The organism is Kitasatospora sp. NPDC043950 (genome assembly GCF_056435345.1).
The window spans coordinates 23,200-41,772 of sequence record NZ_JBWKER010000046.1 but is presented as its reverse complement, the minus strand read 5'-3'; the positions used below and the strand labels follow the sequence as shown (position 1 = coordinate 41,772).

General features: G+C 72.9%; 16 protein-coding genes. 4 read left to right on the top strand and 12 right to left on the bottom strand.

Going from position 1 to position 18,573, the window contains the following annotated elements:
* Positions 1-8: 8 nt before the first annotated feature.
* From AC07BF_RS27645 to AC07BF_RS27635, 3 genes are read right to left on the bottom strand one after another with little or no spacing between them, the layout of a single operon-like run.
* Entirely contained in the window at positions 9-260 is a 252-nt protein-coding gene (locus tag AC07BF_RS27645; RefSeq protein ID WP_350884062.1) for a phosphopantetheine-binding protein, read from the bottom strand.
* Positions 261-263: 3 nt separating this feature from the next.
* The gene (locus tag AC07BF_RS27640) at positions 264-1,109 is read right to left on the bottom strand and encodes an ACP S-malonyltransferase (RefSeq protein WP_363626112.1); all 846 of its coding nucleotides are present in this window, start codon (positions 1,107-1,109) and stop codon (positions 264-266) included.
* 9 nt (positions 1,110-1,118) lie between these two features.
* Positions 1,119-2,081, bottom strand: a complete 963-nt coding sequence (locus tag AC07BF_RS27635) for a LysR family transcriptional regulator (RefSeq protein ID WP_363633446.1) — start codon at positions 2,079-2,081, stop codon at positions 1,119-1,121.
* A gap of 698 nt (positions 2,082-2,779) precedes the next feature.
* Here AC07BF_RS27635 and AC07BF_RS27630 point away from each other — a divergent pair.
* Both AC07BF_RS27630 and AC07BF_RS27625 read left to right on the top strand, forming a co-directional pair.
* Positions 2,780-3,421: a MarR family winged helix-turn-helix transcriptional regulator gene (locus tag AC07BF_RS27630; RefSeq protein ID WP_363588726.1), complete on the top strand. Its 642-nt coding sequence runs from the start codon at positions 2,780-2,782 to the stop codon at positions 3,419-3,421.
* 463 nt (positions 3,422-3,884) lie between these two features.
* Positions 3,885-4,463, top strand: coding sequence for an ATP-binding cassette domain-containing protein (locus AC07BF_RS27625; RefSeq protein WP_478334062.1), 579 nt, complete (start codon positions 3,885-3,887; stop codon positions 4,461-4,463).
* Here AC07BF_RS27625 and nagA read toward each other — a convergent pair.
* Positions 4,388-5,566, bottom strand: coding sequence for an N-acetylglucosamine-6-phosphate deacetylase (nagA, locus tag AC07BF_RS27620; protein ID WP_478334061.1), 1,179 nt, complete (start codon positions 5,564-5,566; stop codon positions 4,388-4,390). The genes AC07BF_RS27625 and nagA overlap by 76 nt on opposite strands.
* Positions 5,567-5,738: 172 nt before the next feature.
* Here nagA and AC07BF_RS27615 point away from each other — a divergent pair, with 172 nt between their 5' ends.
* Positions 5,739-6,497 (top strand): DeoR/GlpR family DNA-binding transcription regulator, encoded by a 759-nt coding sequence (locus AC07BF_RS27615; RefSeq protein WP_363586284.1) that lies wholly within the window; start codon positions 5,739-5,741, stop codon positions 6,495-6,497.
* A gap of 55 nt (positions 6,498-6,552) precedes the next feature.
* Here AC07BF_RS27615 and AC07BF_RS27610 read toward each other — a convergent pair whose 3' ends face one another.
* From AC07BF_RS27610 to AC07BF_RS27575, 8 genes are all read right to left on the bottom strand, one after another.
* Entirely contained in the window at positions 6,553-7,473 is a 921-nt protein-coding gene (locus AC07BF_RS27610; RefSeq protein WP_363633010.1) for a carbohydrate ABC transporter permease, read from the bottom strand.
* The gene (locus tag AC07BF_RS27605; protein ID WP_363625770.1) at positions 7,470-8,426 is read right to left on the bottom strand and encodes a carbohydrate ABC transporter permease; all 957 of its coding nucleotides are present in this window, start codon (positions 8,424-8,426) and stop codon (positions 7,470-7,472) included. Before AC07BF_RS27605 ends, AC07BF_RS27610 begins: the two co-directional genes overlap by 4 nt.
* 112 nt (positions 8,427-8,538) lie before the next feature.
* On the bottom strand, positions 8,539-9,852 hold the full coding sequence (locus tag AC07BF_RS27600; protein WP_363586282.1) for an extracellular solute-binding protein: 1,314 nt from the start codon (positions 9,850-9,852) through the stop codon (positions 8,539-8,541).
* Positions 9,853-10,275: 423 nt separating this feature from the next.
* On the bottom strand, positions 10,276-12,057 hold the full coding sequence (locus AC07BF_RS27595; RefSeq protein ID WP_363586281.1) for a glycoside hydrolase family 35 protein: 1,782 nt from the start codon (positions 12,055-12,057) through the stop codon (positions 10,276-10,278).
* 50 nt (positions 12,058-12,107) lie between these two features.
* Entirely contained in the window at positions 12,108-12,968 is an 861-nt protein-coding gene (locus AC07BF_RS27590) for a class II fructose-bisphosphate aldolase (RefSeq protein ID WP_363378434.1), read from the bottom strand.
* A gap of 25 nt (positions 12,969-12,993) precedes the next feature.
* Positions 12,994-13,944: a 1-phosphofructokinase family hexose kinase gene (locus tag AC07BF_RS27585; protein WP_478334060.1), complete on the bottom strand. Its 951-nt coding sequence runs from the start codon at positions 13,942-13,944 to the stop codon at positions 12,994-12,996.
* Positions 13,941-14,933, bottom strand: a complete 993-nt coding sequence (locus AC07BF_RS27580) for an ROK family protein (protein WP_363586279.1) — start codon at positions 14,931-14,933, stop codon at positions 13,941-13,943. Before AC07BF_RS27580 ends, AC07BF_RS27585 begins: the two co-directional genes overlap by 4 nt.
* Positions 14,930-15,817, bottom strand: a complete 888-nt coding sequence (locus AC07BF_RS27575) for an SIS domain-containing protein (RefSeq protein ID WP_363586278.1) — start codon at positions 15,815-15,817, stop codon at positions 14,930-14,932. The genes AC07BF_RS27580 and AC07BF_RS27575 overlap by 4 nt, the downstream gene beginning before the upstream one ends.
* Before the next feature lie 242 nt (positions 15,818-16,059).
* Between AC07BF_RS27575 and AC07BF_RS27570 the strand changes: the two genes are divergently transcribed.
* A complete protein-coding gene (locus tag AC07BF_RS27570; protein WP_478334059.1) occupies positions 16,060-18,315 on the top strand; it encodes an RICIN domain-containing protein in 2,256 nt (751 codons plus the stop codon).
* Positions 18,316-18,573 lie beyond the last annotated feature (258 nt).

Sequence of the window (18,573 nt, the reverse complement as noted above, 5' to 3'; positions counted from 1 at the left end):
CCGTCCTTCTACTTCGCGGAGATCTTCTTGGTGACGAACTCGTCGATCGCGGTGAGCGAGACGAAGACGTTCACGAGGATGTCCTCCGGGGAGATCTCGACGGAGAACTCGGACTCCAGGAACTTCATCATCCTGACGTAGCCGAACGAGTCGATGACCCCCGCCTTGAACAGGTCGGTGTCCGGGGTGATCACGTCGTCGAACTCGAAGAGGAAACGGTCTTCCAGGTACAGCCGGATCGTGTCCGTCGTGGTTGCCATGTGTCAGACTCCAGCCCTGATTTTGAACACCATGTGAGTGAGGGCCAGGCCCCCGATTTCGGTGAATTCCAGCTCGGCGTCGCCGTCGAGCAGCCCGCGGACGCTGTCGGTCCAGCGCACCGGGGCGACCAACTGCTCCGTGAGCATGCGCGTCACCTGTCCCGGCTCGTACGGCCGGCCCGTGACGTTGGAGATGACGGGGGTGTCGGGATCGGCGAACTCGAACTCCGTCAGGAACTCGGCGAACCGCACCCTGGCCGGCTCCATGTACCGGGAGTGGAAGGGCGCGCTCACCTTGAGCCGTACGAAGCGGATCTCCCGGCGCTCCAGGCAGGCGTGCGCCGCGTCCAGGACCGGCGGGGTGCCCGCGATGACCACCTGCGAGCCGGTGTTGAGGCCGGCGATGTCGACGCCGTCGACGCCGTCCTCCGCGAGGATCTCCAGCAGTTGCCCGGGCGGTGTGTTCATGACGGCGGTCATGCCGCCCTCGGAGGCCGCCGCCATCAGCTCGCCGCGCTTGGCGACCAGCCGCAGCCCCGTCTCGAAGGCGAAGGACCCGGCCGCGAGCAGCGCGTTGTACTCGCCCAGGCTGTGCCCGAGGTAGACGTCCGCCTCCCGGTCCCCGTGGTGGACCCGCTCGAAGGTCCGCAGCGCGTTGACGACGAACAGCGCCGGCTGGGTGTACTCCGTGCGGCCCAGCAGGCCGTCCGGGTCCTCCGTGCACAAGGAGACCAGGTCGTACCCCAGCACGTCCGAGGCGTACTGGACCAGCCCCGGGTACCGTTCGAAGACCTCTGCCCCCATTCCCTTTTCCTGACTTCCCTGACCAGCGAAGATGACTGCCAGCACGACGCTCCCTCAACCCATGACTACCTGCTGACCTGCACTGACCTGCGCCCGACCCGCCCCGACCTGCCCCCGGCTCGCCCCGACCGCGACCGCGGATCTGAGCACGTCCAGGAACGCCCTGCCGCGGCTGCTCATGGCCAGCTCGGGCATCACGGCCGCGCCCAGGGTCGCGGGCGGCAGGTCTCCGACCAGCTCGACCTCGCGGACCCTGCCCCCGTCCAACGTCGTTGCGGTTCGGGCGGGTTGATACATCAAGGCGAACCCGGCACCGGCGGCCACCAGGCCGCGAAGCGTCTCGATGCTCGCCGCCTTCACCACCCGCGGCATGCGGACGCCCGCGCGGGAGAACATCCGCTCGGCGTGACGGAGCACGCTCGGGACGTTCAGGGCGACCAGCGGTCGACCGGCCAACTCGTCCAGAGCGAGCGGGCCGGCCAGGCCCGACGGGTCGTCATCCGCCAGCAGGGCGTGCACCGGCAGATCGACCAACGGGTGGAACCTGGCGTCGCCCGCCAGGAAGTCGTACGTCACCGCCAGTTCGCACCGGCCGTCCCGGAGGAACTCCAGCAACCGGTCGGCGGACGCCTCGTGGAGGTTCAGCTCCAGCGCCCGGTGCCGCTCCCCGGCCAAACGGTGGACCAGCGGCAGCAGGAACGGGGCGATCGGGAAGAAGAACCCGACGTCGAGCTGGCCTGCCGTGTCGCCCGCCAGGGCGTCGCCCTGCGCCTTGAGGCTCCTGGCCTGCCCCAGCAACGCGCGCGCCTCCCGCAGCAGGTGGCGACCGCTCGGCGTCAGGGAGACCCCACGGGCATGGTGACGGAGCAACAGCTGAACACCGAGCTGACGTTCCAGCCGCATGATCGCCGACGAGACCGTCGACTGCGAGGCGCACAGCTTCTCCGCCGCCTCCGAGATGTTGCCGATCTCGGCGGAGACGACGAAGTAGCGCAATTGAGTGAGACTGAATCCCAAGCGATCGGTCATAGCGCGCGGAAACCTTTTCCCGGAATCTGGCCATGCGGATTTTTCGGGGTCGGCGGGCGACCGCCGGAGAAATTCTGAATTCGGTGACGAACCACGGGCGATCAGCCCGCGGCGGATCCGTGAAAGGCGCACCGGGGCGCGGTGACCGGCCTCGGTACGCAGGGCGACGGCGGCCCGTGGCGACCGCGGCGGGCCGCCCGTGCGGAGCCGGTCACGCCGACGCGTTCCGCTTCGGGCCGTTCGAAGTGTTCGAGCAGTACGGCGAGTTCATGCCCGCCGCGGCGTCAACTCGACTTTCTCGGCGCGCTGCCGGGCGATGCGGGCCCGGCAAGCTGCCGGTCCGATCTGCTTGACGCCGACGCGCGCAAATGGCTGGACACCGAGCTATTCCGGTCCAGTACTATCTGCCGGAGGTAGCCCAATCCCGGATTCGTTCCAGGGAACGGGATGACGGGGACATGTGCGATGACCATGGTGACACTTTCCTCAGCTCCGGTCATAGACGAGAAGCTATCGGGCGGGATGTCGCGGTCCAGGCTCATATGACATGAGCAGATCAACTACACAGAGAGCAAGAAACCGGACAAGTCTCCGATGAGCGTGCCCAGGTCGCCCAGCTCGAAGCGGGCCACGTGTCATACGGTAACTGAAAGGTTACCGGTTAACAAGTTGGAGCATGTGCACGAATGGATGAAACGCAGGCGGTATGGCAGCTGTGGGTACAGAGCCGTCCTGACCTCGACCTTTCGTCGATGGAGATCATCGGCGGCCTCCGACACGCCCACGCGATGCTGGAGTTCCTCCTTGAACCGGTGTTCGAAGCGGCGGCCGTCAGCTCATCGGAGTTCGACGTGCTCTACCACCTCCGCCACTCGACCGAGCCGACGATCGCGCGCCGCCTCGCCGCCTCGATGGGGCGGTCGCCGGCCGCGCTGAGCAAGGCGCTGGCCAAGCTGGAACGTCGCGCCCTCGTCGTCCGGACGGTGAATCCCGCGGACCGGCGCGCGGCGCTGGTCTTCATCACCGACGCGGGCGCGGCCGCCGTCGACGACGTCATGCCCAAGCGCCTGGCCATCGAGCAACAGGTCCTCGGGGCACTCAGCGACGGACAGAGCACGCAGGTCCGGATCGCCCTGCGGCGTCTCGCCGAAGCCATCGAAGCCCAGGCCCTGCGCAGCCCGCCCGCCGACCCGGAGACCACCACCACCCCGGCCTGGACTCCGCCGCGTTCGCCGTCACGCGAGTCCCCGTCCCGCCCCCCTCGGGCGCCCCGGCGACAGCTCGCCAACGCCAAGCCTCCCCGGAGCGGTTACCCGACGGAGCTGTGAGCACCGCCGCCATCGGTGACTCGACTCGGCCGACAGCAAGTGGACTTCGGGCCCGGCGGTGATCGCGACCCTCGACACCGAAGCGGTGCCCGGCGCCCCACCGCGGACGCCGGAGGATGAGCGACCGGGCGACGGGCGCACCGGCGGCCGCCGACTCGCGCGGAACAGCCCGCCAGCAGAGCTGGCGGGCACCTGGTCGAGCACGGCGCCACCCGGCACCTGGCCGGGCACGGGGCGGACGAGCTGTTCACCGGGGGCGCCGCCTATCTGCACACGCTCTTCCGCCGCCGCCCGGTGACCGCCTGGCGGCAGTTGCGCGCCCACCGAGGACGGCAGCGGGGCGACGACGGCCGGCCGCACCACCTCCGGACCGCAACCGGACCAGGGCCCGCCGTCGGCGCCTTCGCTGGAGATCCGCGATCTGCGGTTCGGCTACAGCCCCGACGCGCCGGTCCTCCGGGGGTTGTCGCTCACCGTTCCCGCACACGCGCTGGTGGCCCTGGTCGGCCCGTCCGGGGCCGGAAAGTCGACCGCCTTCGCCCTGATCAACCGCTTCTACGAGCCGTGGAGCGGCAGCATCCGCATCGACGGGCGGCCCGCCACGGACCTCGGCCTCGCGGAATGGCGCTCACACCTCGGCTGGGTCGAACAGGACTGCCCGATCCTGCACGGCACCCTGCGGGACAACCTCTGCTACGCCGCCCCGGACGTCACCGACGACCGGCTCTGGGAGGTCCTCGACCTCGTCAACCTCACCGGGAAGGTGCACGGCCTGACGGCGGGCCTCGACACCGAGGTCGGGGAACGCGGGGTGCGCCTGTCCAGCGGCGGACACCGTCGTCATGCTCTCCGACGGCACGGCCGCCGCCACCGGCACGTACGCCGAGTTCCTCCGCACCGACCCGGGATTCCAGCAGCTCTGCGGACACCGGCGGACCGCGGACCGCGGCTCCGCCACCCCGCCGGTCAGCCGGCCCGGGGCAGCAAGCGCTCGCCGCCGAGGACCCAGCGGCCGCGGCGCATGACGGCGACCAGGTCGTAGCCCTCGGAGTCGAGCACGACCAGGTCGGCCTGCTTGCCCGTCTCCAGCGAGCCGATCGAGTCGGCGAGGCCCAGCAGGCGGGCCGGGGTGGCGGACAGCGACTCGACGGTCTGGTTCAGCGTCAGGCCGTCGACGGTGAGCGAGCGCTTGAACGCGACGTCCAGCGTCAGGGTGGAGCCCGCGATGGAGCTGCCGTCCGGGAGCATCGCGACGCCGTCCTTGACCTCGACCTGGAGCGGGCCGAGCGGGTAGAGGCCGTCGCCCATGCCGGCCGCGCCCATCGCGTCGGTGATCAGGGCGACCCGGGACGCCCCGGCGGTGCCGTAGGCGAGGTCGAGCACGGACGGGTGCAGGTGCACGCCGTCGTTGATCAGCTCGACGGTGACCCGCTCGTCCTCCAGCAGCGCCACGATCGGGCCCGGGGCGCGGTGGGCGATGCCGGGCATCGCGTTGAAGAGGTGCGTGGCGACGCTCGCGCCGGCGTCGATCGCCTCCAGCGTGGTGGCGTAGTCGGATTCGGTGTGGCCGACGGCGGCGATCACGCCGAGGTCGGCGAGCATCCGCACCGAGTCCAGGCCGCCGGGCAGTTCGGGGGCCAGGGTGACCATCTTCGCGTGGCCGCGGGCCGCGTCGACCAGCTTGCGCACCAGCGCCGGGTCCGGGTCGCGCAACAGGTCGGGGCGGTGGGCGCCGCAGCGGTTGTGCGAGATGAACGGGCCCTCGAAGTGGATGCCGGCCAGCACGCCGTCCTCGACCAGCTCGGACAGCACGGACGCCTGGCGGGCGACCTCGTCGATCTCCCCGGTGACGGTGGACGCGACCGTGGTGGTGGTGCCGTGCTCCAGGTGCGTACGGGCGGCGAGCAGGGCCTCCTCCGCGATGCCGGAGGCGTAGGAGGCGCCACCGCCGCCGTGCACGTGCAGGTCGACGAAGCCGGGGACGACGGTGTACCCGGTCAGGTCGAGGTCGCCGGGCTCGCTCTCGCCTCCGAGGCCGACGATCCGGTCGCCCTCGACGGCCAGGCGGCCGCCCTCGACGACGCCGCCGGGCAGGACCAGCCGGGCGCCGGCCAGTGCGGTACGGTCACGGTCCGCGGTGGTCACGCGGTCACCTCCGGCGCTGCTCCGGGCAGCCGTAGAACTGAGTGAAGTTGCTTGTTTCATCGCCATGATAGTCAGTTTCGAGCGGACGACCAGACCTGCGACCTGCTCGCCGAAATCAGTCCGACCCGGCGCCACCCAGGGGTTTGGCTCCGGACCGGGCTAGAATCGCGTCATGCTCAAAGCTGATCGCGCCACCCGGATCCTCTCGCACGTCACCGAAGCGGGGAGCGCCGATGTGCACGCGCTCGCCGAGCTCCTGGACGTCTCGACCGCGACCGTGCGCCGCGATCTCCAGGAGCTCCACGAGCAGGGGCTGCTGCACCGCACCCGGGGCGGCGCGGTGACCGGCTCGGTCAACCTCGAACTGCCGCTGCGCCACCGCGGCGAGAAGCAGCGGGAGGAGAAGCGCCGGATCGCCCTGGCCGCGGCCGAACTCGTGCCGGAGGGGGCGGTGGTGGGCCTCAGCGGCGGCACCACCACCAGCGAGCTCGCCCGGGTGCTCGCCGAGCGCACCGGCATCACCGTCGTGACCAACGCGGTGAACATCGCCGCCGACCTGATCGTCCGCCCCGAGGTGCGCCTCGTGGTGATCGGCGGCATCGCCCGCACGGCCAGCTACGAGCTGGTCGGTCCGGCCGCCGACCGGATGCTCTCGCAGTACCACCTGGACATCTCCTTCATCGGGGTCGACGGCCTGACGGCGCAGGAGGGCTGCACCACGCACGACGAGATGGAGGCCCAGACCGACCGGGCGTTCCTGCGCAGCAGCGCGCGCTCGGTCGTGCTGGCCGACAGCACCAAGGTCGGCAAGGTCACCTTCGCCCGGATCTGCCCGCTCTCCGACGTCCACGACCTGGTGACGGACGACGGCCTGACGGAGGCGCAGCAGCGGGCCGTCACCGGCTGCGGCGTCCGGGTCCGGCGGGCCTGACCGCCGACGGGCCCCGGGGGTGGCCTGATCCACCGGCCACGCCCCGGGGCCCGGTTCAGGCCTTGACGCCGCCCGCCGTCAGGTCGGTGCGCCAGAACCGCTGCAACAGCAGGAAGGCCACGACCAGCGGGACGACCGAGACCAACGAGCCCGTGACGACCAGGTTGTACGGGGTGTGGTCCCGCAGGCCGTTCCAGTAGTAGAGGCCGAGGTTGACCGGCCAGAGCTTCTGGTCGGAGAGCGTGACCAGCGGCAGGAAGAAGTTGTTCCAGATGGTGGTGAACTGGAACAGGAAGATGGTCACCAGCGCCGGCGAGAAGATCCGCAGGACCACCGTGAAGAAGATCCGGAACTCCCCCGCGCCGTCCATCCGGGCGGCCTCCAGGATCTCGTCCGGGACGGACGCGGCGGCGTAGATCCGGCTGAGGTAGACGCCGAACGGGCTGACCATGCTGGGCAGCAGGACCGCCCAGACGGTGTTGACCAGATGGGCCTTGGACAGCAGCAGGTAGACCGGCAGGGCGAGGAGCGGCGCGGGGACGAGCACCGCGGCGAGGATCGTGTTGAACACCGCCTCGCGGCCCCGGAACCGGTACTTGGTGAGCGCGTAGCCGGCCATCGCCGCGAGCAGGGTGGCGGCCGCGGCGCCGACGCCCGCGTACAGCACGGTGTTGAGGAGCCAGCGGAAGTAGAGCCCGCCGTTGGCGGTGGCCAGGTCGTGCAGGTTGTCGCCGAGGTGGAGGGTGGAGAACCAGAAGCCGCCGCTGCCGAACAGGTCGCTGCTGCTCTTGGTGGAGGCCACCAGCAGCCACCAGGCGGGCAGCAGGAAGTAGGCGGAGAGCACGAACAGGACGGCCGTGCCGAGGACGTTGGGGCGCGGACGGCGGCCGGGGGCGCCCAGTCGGGCGGGCCCGGCGGGGCGGCGGCGCGCCGGGCCCGCGGTCTCGGGGCGGCGGCGGAGGTCGGCGGTGCTCATGCGGTCACCCGGTTTCCGGTGATGCGCACCGAGAGGCGCAGGAAGGTGAAGGACAGGACGCAGGTGGCCAGGGCCAGCAGGACGGCGATGGCCGCCGCCTTGCCGTAGTCGTTGGTGCCGAACGCCGCGTTGTACGCCGCCATGTTGGGCGTGTAGTCGGCGGAGACGGTCGAGGCCAGCGAATGCAGGACCATCGGCTCGGTGAAGAGCTGGAGGGTGCCGATGATGGAGAAGATCCCGGTCAGCACCAGGGCGGGGGCCACCAGCGGGATCTTGATGTGCCAGGCGGTCCGCCAGGGGCCGGCGCCGTCGAGGTCGGCGGCCTCGTAGAGCTCGCTGGGGATGGCTTGCAGGGCGGAGAGGATGACCAGCATGTTGTAGCCGGTCCAGGTCCAGGTGACGATGTTGGCCATCGACCACAGGACGGTGCCGGAGGAGAGGAAGTCGGCGTCGATGCCGATGTCCCTCAGTCCGGCGACGAGCGGGCTGGTGCCGGGCAGGTAGAGGAACGCCCAGAGGATGGTGGCCACGACGCCCGGGATCGCGTACGGGAGGAAGTAGGCGAGCCGGAAGAACTTCCGCAGCCGGGTGCCCTTGGCGTCGATCAGCAGGGCGAGGCCGAGGGCCAGTCCGAGCATCACCGGGACCTGGACCACGCCGAAGAGCAGCACCCGGCCGACGCCCGCGAGGAACGAGCCGTCGCCCAGGGCCGCGGTGTAGTTGTCGAGCCCCGCGAAGACCGTTCTGGCCGGGCCGAAGCCGAGGCCGGAGCGCTCCACGCGGTACAGGCTCTGCCAGAGCGCGTACCCGATGGGCAGCAGGAACAGGACGGTGAACAGCAGGCCGAAGGGGGCCAGGAAGCCGAGGGCCGCGCGGTTGCGGGACGGCGTCCGTCGTACCGTGGCGGCCTTCGGGGCGGTGCGGCCCGGCGCCGCCGGGGTTGCTGCGCTCATCTGGGGTTCTCTCTCGTGCGGGCGGTGGTCGGTCCCTCGGGCGTGTCGGACGGGTCGGACGGGTCGGACGCGCCCGGGCCGGCGGACCGCGCGGGGTCCGCCGGCGAGCCGGTCAGCCGGCGGTGACCGTCAGCCCCTTGGACTTCATCGCGTCGACGGTCTTGTTCTGCACCGTGCCCAGCGCCGCCGTCAGGTCGCCGTGGGCGGCGACGGCCGCGCCGAAGGCGTCGGTGAGGTCGCTGGAGGTCTGGGTCATGGTCGGGCCCCAGCTCCATTTGGGGGCCTGCGCCGTCGCCTGCTTGAAGACGTCGAAGATCGGCTGGTTGCCGAAGTAGGCGCTCGGCTTCGCCAGTGCCGGCACCGACGTGCCGCTGGTGGAGGCGGGGTAGATGCCGGCCTTGTCCACGAGGGTGCCGACGGCGGCGGCGTCCGTGCTCATCCAGTTGGCGAAGCGCAGCGCAGCGGCGGTGTTCTTGCAGCCCTTGACCACCGCGGTGGACGAACCGCCGTCGTTGCCGACCGACTTGGCGCCGCCCTGCCACTGCGGCATCGGTGCGACCGCCCACTTGCCGGACGCCTGCGCCGCGTTCTGTTCGAGGATGGAGGAGAACCAGACCGGGCCGGGGTAGGCGGCGAGCGTGCCGTCCTGGAGGTCCTTGTAGAGGTCGGGGCTGAAGCCCTGCTCGGACTTGACCTGGCCCTGGTCGATCAGGCCCTGCCAGTACTTCGCGACCTTGGCGGTGGCCGGGTCGCTCGCGAGCGAGACCTTCCAGCCCTTGCTGTCGGTGCCGAACCAACTGCCGCCGGCCTGGGCGGACATGCCGGCGAACCACCACGGGTCGTCCGGGTTGAACACGCTCAGGTAGCCGTTGGGGTTGGCGGCGTGCACCTTGGCGGCGTCGGCGGCGAACTCCTCCCAGGTCGCCTGCGGCTTCAGACCGTACTGGGCGTACAGGTCGGTGCGGTAGTAGAGCGCCATCGGGCCCACGTCGACCGGGATGCCGTACACCTGGCCGCCGACCTTCACCGCGTTCCAGGCGCCGTCCCCGTACTGCGACTGGTACTGCCCGGCCTCGCCGCTGACGTCCTGGACGGCGCCCTCCACGACGAAGCTGGGCAGCGACTCGTAGCCGACCTGGGCCAGGCAGGGGGCGTTGCCGGCCTTGACGGCCGCGAAGATCTTGGCGTAGCCGCCCTTGCTGCCCGACACGATCTTCTCGAACTTGACCTTGGCGTCCGGGTGGGCCGCGTTGTACTGGGCCACCGCCTCCTCGTAGCCCGGCGCCCAGCCCCAGAACGTGACCTCGGCGGAGCCTCCGCCGCCCGAGGCGCCGTCACCGCCCGATCCGCAGGCCGCGATGCCGGTGAGCAGCGGCAGCGTGGCGGCGGCGGCCAGCAGGCGGGTGCGGATTCGTGTCTTCGCCATGAGGATCTCGTCCTTTACGTGTACTGGCCCTCGGCCATCGCGGCACGGCGTCGGGTGGACGGCGGCTGGCGCGAGCGGGTGCGGTGCGGTGGGGGTGGAGGTGGGGGTGCGGTGGGGGTCGGCAGGGGTGTCCGGGTTCCGGAGGTTCTGGGGCCGGCCGGGAGTGCCGCCGCGCGTCGGCGGCCTCCTCACCGGGCCGGATCCTGGTCCGGCTCCTGGCCCTGGCCCTGGCCCGGTCCGGGTGTCGGTGGTCGCGTGCCCATCGGACCACCCCCTGCTCTATGGTGCGCAGTTCGGATGAGTATTGCTCAATATCGAGCAGGTTCCTAGAGCTTCGGAGCACGAAGCGGTCTCGGTTTCGACACGGCCCGTCGCGCGGAGACCCGGTCGGAGAGCCGGGCGACGGGCCGGGTGCACGGGGTGTCAGCCCAGGTCGGGCCGGGCCACCAGGTGCACGGCGGGTTCGCCGGACCGGTCGAGTTCGAGGACGGTGATCTCGTTCGTCCCGCTGCGCAGAACCGGCCAGGGCAGGTAGAGCGTGCACTGCGGTCCGCGGTCCCAGTAGCGGCCCAGCAGGAAGCCGTTGACCCAGACGTAGCCCTTGCCCCAGCCCGGCAGCGCCAGGTAGCCGTCGGCGGGCTCCGCGACCTCGAAGGCGCCGCGGTGGAAGGCCGCGCCGGGGCCGGCGGCCGGGGCGCCGGCCGTGCCCCAGGGGAGCCGGTCCGGCGTCCCGTCGGCCAGCGGCATCGGGTCGGCCGTCCACCCGTGCAGGTACTGCTGGGTGTGCAGGGCCCCGGCGATCCCCTTGCGGTCGCCGATCCCGGCGCCGTAGTTGACCCGGCCCATCGACTCGACCAGCAGCTCCAGCCGGGCACCGCCGCCGGGCACCGGGACGAGCAGGGGCTCGTGCTCGACGTCGCGTTCCAGGGTGGCGAGGTGGGTGCCGTCGACGCGGACGTGGGCCCGGTCGGCGAGCCCCTCGACGGTCAGCGGGTATTCCGCGCGCGGGCCGGGGATGGTGGTCCGGTAGCGGACGAGGCCGTGCGGGAGGCCGAGTTCCTCGAAGGAGAGCGGGACGGCGGAGCGGACCTCGCCGGTGGACAGGTGGTCCACCACGTCCGCCAGCGGCAGGGACCGGTCGAGCTCCACCCGGCACGCCGGCAGCGTGGCCGGGAGCTCCTCGGGCTCCGGCACCGGGCCGTCCGCGTACGCCGCCAGGACCTCGCGGAAGGCCCGGAACTTGGCCGTGGGGGCGCCTCGTTCGTCCAGCGGGGCGTCGTAGTCGTAGGAGGTCACGGTCGGCTGGTAGCCCCGGCCGGTGCGCGGATCGGCGGTGTTGGCGCCGGCCCAGGTGCCGAAGTTGGTGCCGCCGTGGGCCATGTAGAGGTTGACGGAGGCCCCGGCCGCCAGGATCTCGCGCAGGGCCGCGGCGGCGTCCTCGGCCGGGCGGGTGGTGTGCGGCTCCCCCCAGTGGTCGAACCAGCCGTTCCAGAACTCCATGCACATCGGCGGGTCCTGGGGGCGGTGGCGGCGCAGCTCGGCGAAGGCCTCGGTGGCGCGGCTGCCGAAGTTGACGGTGGCGAGGTGGCCGGGCAGGGCGCCGCCGGTGAGGAAGAAGTCCTCCGGCCCGTCGGAGGTGCAGAGCGGGACGTCGATGCCGCGGGCGCGCAGGCCGTCGGCGAGGTGGGCGAGGTAGGCCCGGTCGGTGCCGTAGGAGCCGTACTCGTTCTCGATCTGGACCATCAGGACGTTTCCGCCGCGCGTGGTCTGGTGCGCCGCCAGGATCGGGATCAGCGTGTCGTACCAGCGGTCGACGTGGGCCAGGAAGCGCGGGTCGCTGGTGCGCAGCGGCAGGCCGCGGCCCGCCGCGCCCGGTTCGGCCAGGAGCCACCAGGGCAGGCCGCCGTTCTCCCACTCGGCGCAGATGTAGGGACTCGGGCGGACGATCGCGTGCAGTCCGGCGTCCGCGGCGGCCCGCAGGAAGGCCTCCAGGTCGGCGATGCCGGTGAAGTCGTACGCGCCGGGACGGGGCTCGTGCAGGTTCCAGGGGACGTACGTCTCCACGGTGTTGAGCCCCATCGCCCGCAGCATCCGCAGGTGGCGCGGCCACTGCCCGGGCAGGCTGCGGAAGTAGTGCAGGGCGCCGGAGAGCAGGCGCAGGGGGCGCCCGTCGAGCGTGAACCCGGTCCGGTCGATCTGGAGCATGAGTGGTCCTTGAGGGGGTGGTTCGGGGGACGGTGTCGGCCGGGGCGCGGTCATCCGGCGGTTCCCGCGACGACGGGCAGGAGCCGGCCGACGGCCTCGGTGATCGCCCCGCGGCCCGCGGCCAGGTACGCGCGGGGGTCGACGCCCCGCTCGTCCGCCGCCAGGTGGGACCGGACGGCGGTCGTCATGGCGATGCTCAGGGCGGTGCCGATGTTGACCTTGGCTATGCCGCCGTGGACGGCGCGGCGCAGTTCGTCGTCGGGGACCCCGGAGGAGCCGTGCAGGACGAGCGGGACGTCGAGGGCCGCGTGCAGGGCGGCGAGCAGGTCGTGGTCGAGCCGGGCGTCGCGGGAGGTCATCGCGTGGGAGCTGCCGACGGCGACGGCGAGGGCGTCCACGCCGGTCTCCTCGACGAAGCGCCGCGCCTCTTTGGGGTCGGTGCGGGCTCCCGGTGCGTGGGCGTCCAGCGGCCCCCGGCCGTCCTTGCCGCCGACCTCGCCGAGTTCGGCCTCCAGCCAGAGCCCGGCGCCGTGCGCCCAGACGGCGGCCTCGCGGGTGGCGGCGACGTTCTCCGCGTAGGGCAGGTGCGCGGCGTCGTACATCACCGAGCTGAACCCGCATTCGGCGGCCTGGCGGAGCAGGACGCCGGTCTTCACGTGGTCCAGGTGCAGCGCCACCGGGACGGTGCTCGGCTCGGCGCAGCGCACGGCGGCCGCGGCGAGCGGGGCCAGCCGCCCGCCGTGGAACCGCACCGCGTTCTCGCTCACCTGGAGGATCACCGCGGTGCCGGCGGTCTCGGCGGCGGAGACGACGGCCTCGACGTGCTCCAGGGTGATGACGTTGAAGGCGGCGACGGCGCCGTGCCGGGCCGCGGCCCGGGCGACGAGGCCGCCGGTGGCTGCCAGGGGCATGAACTCTCCTGTCGGGTGGGGCTGTTCAGTCGGAAGGGGCTGAGCCCGCGGAGGGTGCGGCCGGGGTGACCCGGACCAGCGGGAGGTGGCCGCGGTAGGCCTGCGGGTCGAACCGGCCGGCGTACGGGGCCTGGACGGCGGCGGCCGACAGGGCCACCGCGTGGGCCAGCGCCGCCGGCCACGGCGCACGGTCGGCGAGGGCCGCGGCCAGCGCCGCGACCGCCGCGTCCCCCGCGCCGGTCGGGTTCCCCCGCACGTCGGCCTCCGGGGGCAGGCGGGCCCACCAGCTGCCGTCCGGGGTGACGGCGAGGAGTCCGTCGGGGCCGAGCGAGGCGACCACCGCCCGGGCGCCGGCGTCGACGAGGGCGTGTGCCGCGCGGAGCGGGTCGGCGATGCCGGTGGCGCGGCGCAGTTCGACCGCGTTCGGCTTGACGGCCGTGGGCCCGGCCGCCAGTGCCCCGGTGAGCGCGGCGCCGTCGGCGTCCAGGACGACCGGCACGCCCTGCGCGTGGGCGAGGCGGACCAGATCCGCGTAGGCGTCGCCCGGCAGGCCCGGCGGCAGGCTCCCGGACAGCACCAGGGCCCGGGCGGTGGGGAGCAGGCTGCGGACGGCGGTGCGCAGGGCTGTCCAGTCCTCGGCGGAGAGTTCCGGTCCGGGCTCGTTCAGCACGGTGGCGTCGACGGCGTCGACCACGGCGACAGTGCGCCGGGTCGACGTGCCGGCGGCGAGCGGAACGCCCAGGCAGGCGATGCCGGCCCGGTCGAGGTCGGCCCGCAGCACCGCGCCGGTGGGCCCGCCGAGCGGCAGGACGGCGGTGGTGGGCCGGCCGAGGCCGTGCAGGACCCGGGCCACGTTCACGCCCTTGCCGCCGGCCTGTTCGTGGACGGAGGCCACCCGGTGGCTGGTGTGCGGGCGCAGCGCCGGCACGCCGTAGGTGATGTCCAGGGCGGGGTTCGGGGTCACGGTGACGATCACGGCGCCGGGCTCCCTTCCGGGGCCGCGCGGCCGGCCGCCGCGTCCAGGGCGCGCAGTCCGGCGCCCAGGCAGCCGGCCCGGTCCCCGAGCGCGGCGGGCACCAGGCGCGGCGCGACCTGGATCCGGGCGCGGGCGGCCAGCGCGGCGGCCAGCGGGGCGAGCAGCAGGTCGCCGGACTCGGCGAGGCCCCCGCCCAGGACGACCAGCGGCGGGTCCAGCACCAGGACGGCCGTCAGCAGGGCGTCGGCCAGGGCGTCGACCGCCTCCTGCCAGACGGCGCCGGCCGCCCGGTCCCCCTCGGCGGCCAGCCGCGCCACCTCCGGTGCGGGGGCCGGCCGGCCGGTGGCCTCGGTGTAGCGCCGCGCCACGGCGGCCGCCGAGGCGTAGGTCTCGGCGCAGCCCCGGGCCCCGCAGGCGCACGGTTCCCCGCCCGGGCGCACCACGAGGTGGCCGATCTCCCCGGCCCGGTGGTGCGCGCCGGGCAGGGCGCGGCCGCCGGTCATGACAGCGGCGGCGATGCTCGTGCCGACCGGGACGAACAGGAAGCGCTCCTCGCCGCGCCCGGCTCCGAGCCGGGCCTCGGCCACGCCGCCGGCGCGCACGTCGTGGGTGACGGCCACGGGCAGGCCGGTGCGCTCGGCGACGAGCTCCCGGAACGGGACGTCCCGCCAGCCGATCGTGGCGGAGTACACGCCCGTCCCCGTGGCCTCGTCGACGATGCCGGGAACGGCCAGGCCGACGGCGTCGACCTCCGCGCCCTGCCGCCCGGCCTCCCGCCGCACGTCCGCGACCAGGTCGACGACGGTGGCCACGACGGCCTCCGGGCCCCGTTCGCGCCCGGTGGCGCGCCGCACCTGGTGCCGGACGGCCGCCTCCCGGTCCAGCAGGGCTGCCTTGATGCCGGTGCCGCCGACGTCCACGGCGACGACCAGACGCCGGTCGGGCACGGGCTGACGCCGGCCGGTCGTGAGCCGAGGCTGATCGGTCATGAGTCGGCGAGCACCACGGACCGGGTCAGGTTGCGCGGCTGGTCCGGGTCCAGGCCCTTCGCGGCGGCCAGCGCGGCGGCCAGCCGGTGGACGCGCACCAGTTCCGCGAGCGGGTCGAGCCGGCCCTCGATCCAGCGGGCGCCGGTGCCCCGGACCTGCTCGGCCAGGCCCGCCGGTGCGGCGCCCAGCATCCAGGTGGCGGTGGACGGCGCGGCGATGCTGATCGGGCCGTGCCGGTACTCCATCGCCGGGTACGCCTCGCTCCAGGCGAGCGCGGCCTCGCGCAGCTTGAGGCCGGCCTCGTTCGCCAGCCCGACCGTCCAGCCGGTGCCGAGGAAGGTGAACTGGGTGCAGTCCACCAGGCCTTCGGGCAGCGGCTCCGCCAGGGCCGCCCGGCCGTCGGCCTCCACCGCCTCGGTGTGCAGGCCCAGGTGGGCCCGCAGCAGGGTGAGCGCCGTGGTGGCGAACCTGGTCTGCACCACGGACCGCTCGTCGGCGAAGTCCAGCACGGCGATGTCGTCGGCCGCGGTCATCACCGGCGTCCGCGGGTCGGCGGTGACGGCCGCGGTGCGGACCTTTCCGCGCACCCGCTCCAGCAGGGCCAGGACCTCGGTCGTGGTGCCGGAGCGGGTCAGCGCGATCACGCGGTCGTACGAGCGGACGCCCGGGAACTCGGAGGCGGCGAAGGCGTCCGTGACGCCCTGTCCGCTCGACTCCCGCATGGCGGCGTACGCCTGGCCCATGAACAGCGAGGTCCCGCAGCCGATCACCGCGACCCGTTCACCGGCCTCGGGCAGCGCCGTGCACTCCGCCGCGGCGACTTCCGCAGCGCGGCGCCAGCAGTCCGGCTGGCTGGCGATCTCGGCCTCGACATGGGTCGCCATCGGCCACCTCCATGAAATAGTTGCTGATACCTGCTTCTTTCTGGCCAGATTCAAGCATCTTCAAGCACTCCATGGAACCCGTCTGCGCAATTTGTTGCTCAGAGGTGTTGACAGTTGCGCGCAAGAGGGCCGGATACTGCATGCCATCGCCGGCCTCGGCGGTCGCGCCCCCAACGACGACCGGCGGGCCCGAGAAGCACCGCCCACCCCCGCCCCGACGGTGCAGCACCGAAGGAGACCCCGTGTCCGCCCCACCCCGCAGAGCACTCGCCGCCGTCCTCGCCCCCGCGCTCCTGGCGCTGAGCGCGGGCCTCGCCCCGTCCGCGTCGGCCGCCCCCGAACCGTCAGCCGCCCCGGCCGGCGCCCCGTCAACCGCCCCGTACACCGTGAGCGTCGGCAAGCCGGTCGGCTACGCCCACCCCACCGACACCCCCGCCGTCCCGTACACCGACAAGGACGGCACCTTCTACTTCCAGCAGTCCGCCGCGCTCTACGGCGCGAACGACCCGCGCTACTGGGACTTCTTCACCGGCACGGACTTCGACTCCGCCACCCGGTCGAGCGCGCTCAGCAACGCCGTCAACCCCGCCAACCCCCAGGACCGCAACAACGACACCACCTGGCGCTGCAACAACAGCCCCACCGGCCTGACCTCGACCTCCGCGCCCGCCGGGTCGGGCTACGCCCAGAAGAACTACTGCGACCTCTCCGGCATCTGGGTCGACCCGGACACCGGCGACTGGTACGGGCTGGTGCACAACGAGTTCACCCCGCAACCCTTCGGCGACGGCCTCCACTTCGACGCCATCGACTACGCCGTCTCCAGCGACCAGGGCCGGACGTGGACCATCAAGGACCACGCCATCACCTCGCCCTACAGCACCCAGCGGGGCGACACCGCGGCCTTCCCGAACCAGACCTTCGACTACGGGGACGGCGACCAACGCCTCTTCGTCGACACGGCCTCGGGCTACTTCTACGTCTTCTACGGCTCGCGGATCGTCGACAAGGGCGGCAGCTGGAAGGCCTTCCACGAACACGTGGCCCGGGCCCCGATCGCCGCCAAGATGGCACCCGACTCGTGGCAGAAGTGGTACGACGGCGCGTGGTCGCAGCCCGGCACCGGCGGCCAGGAGAGCAACCTGGTGCCCGCCGACTCCGCGCACCCCACCGGCTACACCCCGGTCGCCGACGAGTACGACCCGGCGAACACCGGCACCGTGGCCCAGCAGGTCGCCGCCGGCACGATGCCCCCCACCTCACCGCTGTTCGTCATGGACATCACCTACAACGCCTACCTCGGGCTGTACATCGCCGAGCCGCAGGCCGTCGACCAGAGCGGCTCGGCGCCCCAGCAGTACTACGCCACCGCCGACCTCGCCAGCCAGAAGTGGGTGCCGATCGGCGACACCGGCGGCTACCACACCGCGTCCTGGTACCGCTGGTTCCTCGACAGCGCCAACCGCACCAACAGCACCGTCGTCGGCAGGACCTTCCGCTCGTACTGCGCCTTCGGCTGCTCCAACGGCGCGTCCGGCGAGTACGTGGACGTGACGATCAACGGCTCCGCGCCCGCCGCTCCCCCCGTCGACCCCGGCAGGACCTACCGGATCGGCAACGCCGACGGCCGGCTCCTCGCCCAGGTCGCCGGCGGCCCGGCCACCACCTCGCTGGCCGCCGGCACCGGCTCCGACCTGGAGGCCTGGAGCTTCACCACCAACGGCGACGGCTCCTACCGGATCGCCAACGCCGCCACCGGCCGCCTGCTCGGCGTCGACTCCACCGCCACCGCCGGTCGCGCCTGGGGCGCCCGCCCCACCGCCACCGCCGCCGGCCCGGGCGGGCCCACCGTCGGCCAGCAGTGGTTCGTCATCCCCGGGAAGTCCGCCGACGGAACCGCCACCGGCACGTTCAAGCTGGTCAACCGCTACAGCGGACTCGTCCTCGGCCTCTCCTCCACCAACAGCCGGTCCACCGAGACCACCCCCACCCGCAGCTGGGCCGACACCACCGGCAACCCCGTCGGCGGCACCCGCGGCCCCGGCGAGCAGACCCTCACCCTGACCGCCACCGGCACCGCGCCCAACCCCCCGTTGGACGGCACCCACACCCTGACCGCCGCCGGCAAGGCCCTCGACGACCCCGGCCACTCCACCGCCCAGGGCACCCAACTGGTCACCTGGGCCCCCAACGGCGGCCCGAACCAGACCTGGATGTTCACCCGGCAGGCGGACGGCAGCTACCAGATCGCCAACGGCGAGTCGCACCTGTGCATGGACGTCGACGGCGGCTCCACCTCCGCCGGCGCCAAGGTGATCCAGTGGGCCTGCACCGGCGGCGGCAACCAGCGCTGGCAGCTCACCCCGGCCGCCGGCGGCTACCGAATCACCTCCCAGAAGAGCGGCCTGCTGCTCACCACCGCGTCCACCGCCGACGGCGCCCGGACCACCCAACAGCCCGACACCGGCTCGCAACTCCAGGTCTGGACCGTCAACTGACCACCCGCCCCTAACCCCGGCCGGGAGCCGGGGCCGGGCACGCCGGCCCCGCACCTTCCGCTACCGCCCGGCAGCACCCAATATCCCTTCCCCCTCGGCTAGTTGGCGAGAATCGGCCAGTGCGGAGGCGAGCCCGTTGACCTCCGGGCCGCTGGGCGTTTGGCTCTCCCCAACCAGTTGCGGGGGGGGGGGGGGGGGGGGGGGGGGGGGGGGGGGGGGGGGGGGGGGGGGGCGCAACGGGGGCACGAACAGGCGCAG